Annotated in this window: 7 protein-coding genes and 1 pseudogene; 5 read left to right on the forward strand and 3 right to left on the reverse strand. The window is 72.5% G+C overall.

Features of this window, described 5'->3' with window-relative positions; genetic code table 11:
- Positions 1-305 (reverse strand): annotated as a pseudogene (locus tag G6021_RS16905) (hypothetical protein); the annotation flags it as partial.
- Between the two features lie 34 nt (positions 306-339).
- Between G6021_RS16905 and G6021_RS16910 the strand changes: the two are divergent.
- The 5 genes from G6021_RS16910 (at position 340) to G6021_RS04900 (ending at position 4,236) form a co-directional block, all read left to right on the forward strand.
- Positions 340-498 (forward strand): hypothetical protein, encoded by a 159-nt coding sequence (locus G6021_RS16910; protein WP_206682643.1) that lies wholly within the window; start codon positions 340-342, stop codon positions 496-498.
- Between the two features lie 70 nt (positions 499-568).
- Positions 569-979 (forward strand): HAD-IA family hydrolase, encoded by a 411-nt coding sequence (locus G6021_RS04885; protein ID WP_179524785.1) that lies wholly within the window; start codon positions 569-571, stop codon positions 977-979.
- Between the two features lie 3 nt (positions 980-982).
- Complete coding sequence (locus tag G6021_RS04890; protein ID WP_182615997.1) at positions 983-2,389, forward strand: wax ester/triacylglycerol synthase family O-acyltransferase; 1,407 nt, start codon at positions 983-985, stop codon at positions 2,387-2,389.
- 62 nt (positions 2,390-2,451) lie between these two features.
- Positions 2,452-2,973, forward strand: a complete 522-nt coding sequence (locus G6021_RS04895) for a hypothetical protein (protein WP_179524787.1) — start codon at positions 2,452-2,454, stop codon at positions 2,971-2,973.
- A gap of 144 nt (positions 2,974-3,117) precedes the next feature.
- A complete protein-coding gene (locus tag G6021_RS04900; protein WP_179524788.1) occupies positions 3,118-4,236 on the forward strand; it encodes a ferredoxin reductase in 1,119 nt (372 codons plus the stop codon).
- A gap of 13 nt (positions 4,237-4,249) precedes the next feature.
- Here the strand turns inward: G6021_RS04900 and rsgA are convergent, their stop codons facing one another.
- Positions 4,250-5,299 carry a ribosome small subunit-dependent GTPase A gene (rsgA, locus tag G6021_RS04905; protein ID WP_179524789.1) on the reverse strand — a complete coding sequence of 350 codons (1,050 nt, stop codon included), beginning with the start codon at positions 5,297-5,299 and terminating at the stop codon, positions 4,250-4,252.
- Positions 5,300-5,303: 4 nt separating this feature from the next.
- Positions 5,304-6,286 (reverse strand): 3-phosphoshikimate 1-carboxyvinyltransferase (locus G6021_RS04910; protein ID WP_182611097.1); only part of this gene is annotated, 983 nt, incomplete at its 5' end.

The raw sequence follows: 6,286 nt of genomic DNA on the forward strand, positions 1-6,286 counted from the left end.
CCGGATCCGGGAGCGACACCGCCGCCGGGGGCCCCGGGATCGGCGGCGTGGATGTGGAGGCGGTGGACCCGAGCGGGACCGAGGTGCCGGCCCGGGACCCCTCCGCGGGCCAGGGTCCTGAGCATCTCGACGAGGTGGGGTGGGAACGCGCCCCGGGTGTGGTGTGGGGCCCGCTTCCGGTCGACGACCTCGAGGGCCATGATCACCAGGGCGTGGGCCGCCCGCCTCGCCGGGACCGGTACCGCGTGCTCGGGGTCCGGCACGGGCACCGGGACCGCCACCGGATCCGCGACCGGTGGGCTCATCCGGTCGTGCCGTCGGGCAGCGGAGACGGGTTCCGTGGAGGGGAGTGGTCTGACCCTGCACTCGTCGAACGAGGCGTCCCGACAGGGCGTGGATCGTCCCGTCGACGGCGGTGACACGGGTGTCGGGGCCATGCGTTCTCCTGCTCCCTCCGGCGAGGACCGGGCCGGTCTCGCGTTCTTCTATGTCGTTTGACGCACGGGGACGGGCGGTCGGTTCCGGCTCCGCTCCTGCACCGTCGACGGGCGTTGCCTAGGCTGTCCCCATGCGAGGACTGATTGTCGACTACTTCGGGGTGCTGGACGGCACGGATGAGGACCGCGAGAGCTGGCGGGAGATCCTTCTCGGTGCGCGTGCCAACGACGTGCGCCTGGCGGTCCTCAGCAACGAGCCCGAGGGGCCGGGCGCCGATCGGGTGCGTGAGGACGCCCGCGCCTACGGCATCGATCACGTGGTGCTCAGCGGCCGGACCGGCGTCGAGAAGCCCGATCCCGAGGCGTTCCTCGAGGCGGCGCGACGGCTCGAGCTGGAGCCCCGGGAGTGCGTCATGGTCGACGACGCCATCGAGAACGTCCTGGGCGCCGTCCAGACCGGCATGATCGGCGTGTTCTACCAGGTGTTCGACCGTGCGGCCGTGGAGATCCGGGGACTGCTCGGGCTGGACGAGGCGGTCTGACCCGTGGCGACCAGGCTGGCGACGGCGGACGCGGATCTGCTCATCGGGGACGCCACCCGATCGCGGAGTCGGCACTCGTGTTCCCTCGCGCTCGTCTCCCGGGACGATCCGTGGGACATCGACCGCGTCATGGAGTTCGTCGACGCCAGACTCGCCGACGCCCCCAGGTTCCGCCAGCGCATCCGGTACGTCCCGTTCGGGCTCGCGCGGGCGGTCTGGGTCGACGATCCGGACTTCGACCTGAGCTTCCACGTCCGCAGGTCCGCACTGCCGGCGCCCGGGGGCGTGCGCCAGCTCGCCGATCTGGTGGCCAGGCTGGTCGACCGCCCGCTCGAGCCCGGCCGACCGCTGTGGGAGCTCTACCTCATCGAGGGACTCGCCGACGGGCGGCTGGCTGTTCTCACCAAGACCCATCACGTCCTCCTGGGCGGCCCCAACGCCGTGGACCTCGCTCAGGTGCTCATGACCGACGAGAGGGCGTCCGCGGACGTGGACGAGGTGGCCACCTGGACCCCCGTGCCCTCGCCGGGCGACGGCGTGCTCGTCCTGGACGCGCTCATCACCATCGCCACGGACCCGTTGGAGTTGGTCCGGCGCTCGGCACGACTGGTCAACGCGGTGGAGAGGGCGAGCCGTGGTCTGGTCGGGGCCGCGAGTCTGACGGTCCTGCGACCGCCCGGGGGGCTGGCGGAGATGTTCCGGACCTCCCGCCCGCGCGGCAGCCGCGTGGGACTGGCCTCGTTCCCGCTGGACCAGGCGCGGACGATCGCCAGGGAGCACGGGTGCAAGGTCAACGACGTGGTCCTGGCCGTCCTGTGCGGGGCGCTGCGCTCGTGGATCCTGTCCTGCGGCCACCCGCTCTCGACGGCCGACACGCTCCGGGCGATCGTGCCGATGGCGGTCTCCTCGGAGACCGGACCGGTCGAGGGGTCGGAGGTCTCGGCCGAGGCGACCTCCGCCGAGATCGCCTCGGCCCTCATCGGCATGCCGGTGGGGGAGCCCAACCCCCGGATGCGGCTCGCGCAGATCTCGAGGGAGACGGCCACACAGCGCCACCCGAGGCAGGCCGTCGGCGCCAAGTCGCTGGCCCGCCTCTCCGGATTCGCCCCGCCCACCCTGCACGCGCTGGGCTCCCGGGCGGCGATCATGTTGCCGTCGGACAGTTACGACCTGGTCGTCACCAACGCACCGGGACCGCAGCACAAGATGTTCTGGGGCGACGGCGAGCTCGCCGAGGTCTACCCCGTCCCCGCGCTGCTCGACGGTCAGGCGTTGGCCGTGTCGATGAGCAGCTACTCGGGGATCGTCTACTGCGGATTCACGGCGGATCGCCAGGCGGTTCCGGACGTGGAGGAGATCGGTGAGCTCATCTCGTCGGCACTCGACGAGCTCACCGGGACCGCCCGCTGACCGGTACCCGCCGACCGGTACCGACCGCCGACCGGCCCCGCCCACCCGAGGAAGGCACCACCATGCGCCTGTTCATCCCTGCCACGCTCGCGATGCTGGAGACCCTGCTCGACGGCGGGGAGATGCCCGTACGCAGCGCGACCGCGTTCGCCGCGACCCCCGCGCTCGTCGAGTCGTATGCCCAGGGGGACACCGAGGAGATCGAGCACGTCGCGTTCCTCGAGGCCGCCCGCGCCTCGCTCCGGTTGCTCGGCGGTGAGATCGACTCCGGCGCGGTGCACGAGGCGCACCCGTACCGCCGCGTGGTGGTGAGTGTGGATGTCCCCGACGCCGACGCCCGGCCCCGGCCCGACCTGGACACCGCGGTCGTCCGCCTGACGAGGGGGACCGTGGCGATGGACGAGGTCGCGGCCGTCCACGTGGACCTCGCGGGCGCGGCCGGCCCCGTCGAGGCCGCGGTCGCGGCCGTGGATCGCGCCGACCTGGGGGACGAGGACGCCGAACTCACCGTGGGGGACGCTCTCGACCTCGATCTCGCCTGGTACGACGCGGCGGAGCTGCCGTTCCTGCTCAATCTGCTCTGAGAACCCCGGAGGGCCGTCCCGGTTACCGGGATCACGCCCGTGCGGTGTCCGCCAGGCGCTAACCTTCGCTACCGTAGGTTCTCATCTCCGGCACCGTCGGCCCGGTCCTCGGGTCGCGCGGTTCCCTGCCCCAAGGAGGCACCAGTGACCGAGTCGACCAGTGGACTCAACCGTGTACTGCGGGCAGCGGCCGCGAGGGTTCCCGAACCGCGGGCCGCGCATCGCTTCCTCAACCGCCTCACCCACCCGCTGCGGATGGACGACTACTCCTCGCTCATCTACCCGTTGTGGTCCTCCCGGGAGCTGCGTGGAGAGGTGGTCACGGTGCGCCGCGAGGCGGAGGACACCGTCACCCTCGTCATCAAGCCCGGGTGGGGCGCGACCCCGCACTACCAGCCGGGACAGTACCTGGGAATCGGCGTCCTCCTCGACGGCCGCTGGACCTGGCGCTCCTACTCCCTGACCTCGGCGCCCACCACGGGTCGTGGCGAGTACTCGGTCACCGTCAAGGCCCTGCCCGAGGGGTTGCTCAGCAACCACATCGTCGGCACCGTCGAGCCCGGCACCATCGTCCGCCTCGCCGCCCCGGCGGGGGACTTCCACCTGCCCACGCCGACGCCGCCCAAGCTGATGTTCGTCACGGCCGGATCCGGCATCACGCCGGTCATGGGCATGCTCCGCTCGTTGGACCGCCGCTCGGTCACCGAGCCGTTCCCCGACGTCGTCCACGTGCACTCGGTGCGCGAGAGGGAGGACGCACTCTTCCTGGAGGAGTTGCGCGCCCTCGAGAAGACCCAGCCGGGGTACGTCCTGCACCTGCGGGTCACCAGCGAGGAGGGCCGCATCGACTCCCGCCAGATGTCCGCCCTCGTCCCCGACTGGTCGGAGCGGCCGACCTGGGCGTGCGGCCCCAACGCGATGCTCGACGAGCTCGACGAGCACTTCGACGCCACCGGCCGCGACGATCTCCACGTGGAGCGCTTCACGGTCAACCGGGACGCCGGGGCCTCGGGCGGGACCGTCACGTTCGGTTCGACCGGCAAGACGGTGGAGCTCGACGGTGCCACCACCATCCTCGAGGGCGGCGAGCAGGTGGGCGTGCAGATGCCGTTCGGCTGCCGGATGGGCATCTGCCAGACCTGCGTCGTGGGACTCGACGAGGGGCATGTCCGCGACCTGCGCAACGGCACCGACCACGGCCCCGGCGAGCGGATCCAGACGTGCATCTCGGTGGCGTTGGGGGACGTCGAGCTCAAGCTCTGACCGCGGCGGGGCGTCAGTCCTGATCGGTCCCCAGCGCCCACGCGTCATTGGACTGCAGGACGCCGAGGAGCTCGCGGACGGCCAGGGCGCGCCGGTGCACGGCGGGGTCGGCTATGGCGTCGAACCTGCACTCCGGGTCCGCGGGCGGGCCCTGGTGGGTACAGCCCCGGGGGCAGTCCTGCACGATCGCGTCCAGGTCGGAGAACGACGCCACCACGTCGTCGGGCGAGACGTGCGCGAGGCCGAAACTGCGGATCCCCGGGGTGTCCACCACCCAGCCCCCGGTACCCAGTTCGAGGGCGACCGACTGGGTCGAGGTGTGTCGGCCCTTGCCGACTCCGGAGACCACGCCGGTCGCCCGGTGGGCGTCGGGGATCAAGCGGTTGACGAGCGTGGACTTGCCGACGCCCGAGTGGCCGATCATGGCGGAGATCCGACCGTCGATCCGTTCGTGCAGCGCGGTGAGGTCGTCGTCGATCCCCGTCCGGAGCACGGGGACGTCGAGCGCCTCGAACTCGGCGGCGAAGACCGACGGGTCGTCGAGATCCCCCTTGGTCAGGCAGAGGACCGGATCGAGACCGCCGGTATAGGCCGCCACGAGCGCGCGGGCGACGAAGCCGGCGCGCGGCGGGGGGTCCGCGACCGCGACCACGATCAGCAGCAGTTCGGCGTTCGCCACCACCACCCGCTCGTAGGGGTCGGAGTCGTCGGCGGTCCGGCGCAGGACCGTGCTCCGCTCCTCGACCCGGACGATCCTCGACAGGGTGTCCCGGGTGCCGGTGAGGTCTCCCACCACGCCGACGTGGTCGCCCACGACGATCGGCGTGCGGCCCAGCTCCCGGGCCCGCATGGTGACGATCCGGGTCCCGGCCACGTGGTCCGGGCCGTCGTCCAGCAGCACACATCCCCAGCGTCCGCGGTCGACGCTCACGACCATCGCGGACGCGGCGTCGGAGTGGCTGGGCCTGCGCTTGGTGCGGGGTCTGGACCCCTTGCCCGGCCGGATCCGGATGTCGGACTCGTCCCAGCCGCGCGCCCCGCTCCCGCCCCGCCTGGTGGCCATGGCCCTACATCGCCCGCCCGGCGAGCATGGCGGTCCACATCGAGGTGAAGCCCGGCATGGTCTTGGCGGTGGAGTCGATGTCGTCCACCTCGACCCCCGGCACCACGAGACCGATGATCGCGCCGGCGGTCGCCATGCGGTGATCGGCGTAGGCGCGCCACGGGGCACCGCGCAGGGGGCCCGGGACGATCTCGAGGCCGTCGTCGAGCTCCGTGACACCGCACCCCACCGCACCGAGTTCGGCGGCGAGGGCGGCGAGGCGATCGGTCTCGTGCCCGCGCAGGTGCGCGATCCCGGTCAACCGTGACGGGCCGTCGGCGAGCGCGCACAGCGCGGCGATCGTGGGGGTGAGTTCACCGATGGCGGACAGGTCCGCCTCGATGGGGGAGAGGCGGTCGGGCCCGACGACGACGAGGGTTCCGTGCTCGGCCCCGTCGGCGGTCTCCAGGGTGACGGACGCGCCCATGTCCCGGAGGATCCCGCGGATGGCGTCCCCGGGTTGCGTGGTGGAGACCGGCCAGCGGGGGACGCGGACGGACCCGCCGGTGACGGCGGCCGCGGCCAGGAACGGGGTCGCATTGGACAGATCGGGTTCCACCACGCGGTCGACGGCCGAGATCGGCCCCGGTGCCACGTGCCAGGACGACGCGGTGGGGTGCTCGACGGCCACCCCGGATTCCCGCAGCATCGCCAGTGTCATCTCGATGTGCGGGCCGGACGGGACGGCGGCACCGCCCACGTGGATCAGCTCCACCCCCTCGTCGAAGCGGGCGGCGGAGAGCAGGAGGCCGGAGACGAACTGCGACGAGGCGGAGGCGTCCATCTCGACCCGGCCACCCCGCAGGGAGCCCGCCCCGGCGACGGTGAACGGCAGGCTGTCCCCGGTGACGTCGGCGCCCAGGGCACGGAGCGCGTCCAGGACCGTGGCCTGGGGTCGTACCCGCGCGGCCGGGTCGCCGTCGAACGTCGAGGTGCCGGTGGCGAGTG

Origin of the sequence: Dietzia sp. CW19 (assembly GCF_014145265.1) — a bacterium.
Lineage (GTDB): Bacteria > Actinomycetota > Actinomycetes > Mycobacteriales > Mycobacteriaceae > Dietzia > Dietzia natronolimnaea.

Excerpts from the sequence above, each read along its gene's own strand:
- G6021_RS04885 (WP_179524785.1), top strand. The coding sequence starts at position 569 with ATGCGAGGACTGATTGTCGACTACTTCGGGGTGCTGGACGGCACGGAT.
- G6021_RS04895 (WP_179524787.1), top strand. The coding sequence starts at position 2,452 with ATGCGCCTGTTCATCCCTGCCACGCTCGCGATGCTGGAGACCCTGCTC.
- rsgA (WP_179524789.1), bottom strand. The coding sequence starts at position 5,299 with ATGGCCACCAGGCGGGGCGGGAGCGGGGCGCGCGGCTGGGACGAGTCC.